This is a genomic window from Microcoleus pseudofavosus SVA1_A4 (genome assembly GCF_036700565.1).
Classification (GTDB): Bacteria; Cyanobacteriota; Cyanobacteriia; order Cyanobacteriales; family Microcoleaceae; genus Microcoleus.
Genome location: NZ_JAUBPE010000195.1, coordinates 1 through 1,172 on the forward strand (window position 1 = coordinate 1; position 1,172 = coordinate 1,172).

Genomic DNA, 1,172 nt, shown 5'->3' on the forward strand with positions numbered 1-1,172 from the left:
GGTCTTTTAATGCTTGTTGCAGAGTTTCCTTTGTTTCAGAACTGAGGAAGTTTTTAGTAGGCATTGACTTTCTCTGAGAATTATCATATTATACCATACAATATGCGTTTTAGATGCTGAACAGCTTACAACTTAAGCAGGATGAACGGGTACAAGATGAAACATTCTTAGAATCAAGGAAAATGGTCCTTGTTAATTACCTTTAATTGGCAATATCTTAGGCCAGGTTTTAAATCCGAGTGATAATTCCCAGGATGTAGATGAATAAGAAGAACCAGATCGCAATTATAAGCCAATACGGTTCAGTTAAGGGCTACGCAGTGCTTGAAACAATAAATATAGGAGTATTCATTATGATTCCAGTACCTCTGTGTTTAACTTGTTTAGACCGAAATTTTGAAACAGGCTTTTTGACAACTCTTGGGTTGTTTCTCTGAACTGTTTCCGGTATAATTTGATCTAGTACAGCTCGGCGTAAGTAGACAGACTATATTTGTGGTAGAATAACATAGTTAGCTGAGACCCGTTTAGGTGGGTGATCGAGGAGTCAGAGATGGCCTTATTAATGCCTAAAATATTAAATTTAAGCGATGGCGAGCGTCATCAACTTCAGAAGTTGATCGACAAACACAAAACGCCCCAACAGCTAGTGCTACGAGCCAAAATAATTCTCATGGCATCAGATGGTCAAAACCATCGTGAAATAGCCCGAAGCCTAGAGATTAACCGACAGATGGCTCGTGAAGGGGCGAAACCGATGGTTGGAAAGCGAGGGAAAAGACTTATCGATTTTGCAAAGATTGCAAGATCAAGAGCGTGTTGGCGCACCAGTAAAATTTACCATGGAACAAGTAACTGAGTTATTTGCACTTGCCTGTTCCTCACCGTCCGATTATGGACGACCAATAAGTCATTGGACGGCGAGAGAACTGGCGGAGGAAATCATGTTTCAAGGCATTATTGAAAGTATATCAGTCCGCCATGTTGGCAGATTACTAGAAGAAGCATAACTTAAACCACACGCCTCGCGCTACTGGTTAACCCCCCCCTGTGGATGAAGAATTTGATGCAAAAGTTAAAGATATTACAGGCTTATATCTGACTGCGATTGAACGCAGTCAAAATGGAGAACACACTATATCGGTTGATGAGATGACAGGAATTCAAGCCAT

1 protein-coding gene is annotated in these 1,172 nt (G+C 40.7%); it reads left to right on the forward strand.

Going from position 1 to position 1,172, the window contains the following annotated elements; genetic code table 11:
• The first annotated feature begins 761 nt into the window (after positions 1 to 761).
• The gene (locus QUA02_RS33440; RefSeq protein WP_333034027.1) at positions 762 to 1,010 is read left to right on the forward strand and encodes a helix-turn-helix domain-containing protein; all 249 of its coding nucleotides are present in this window, start codon (positions 762 to 764) and stop codon (positions 1,008 to 1,010) included.
• The last annotated feature ends 162 nt before the right edge of the window (positions 1,011 to 1,172 follow it).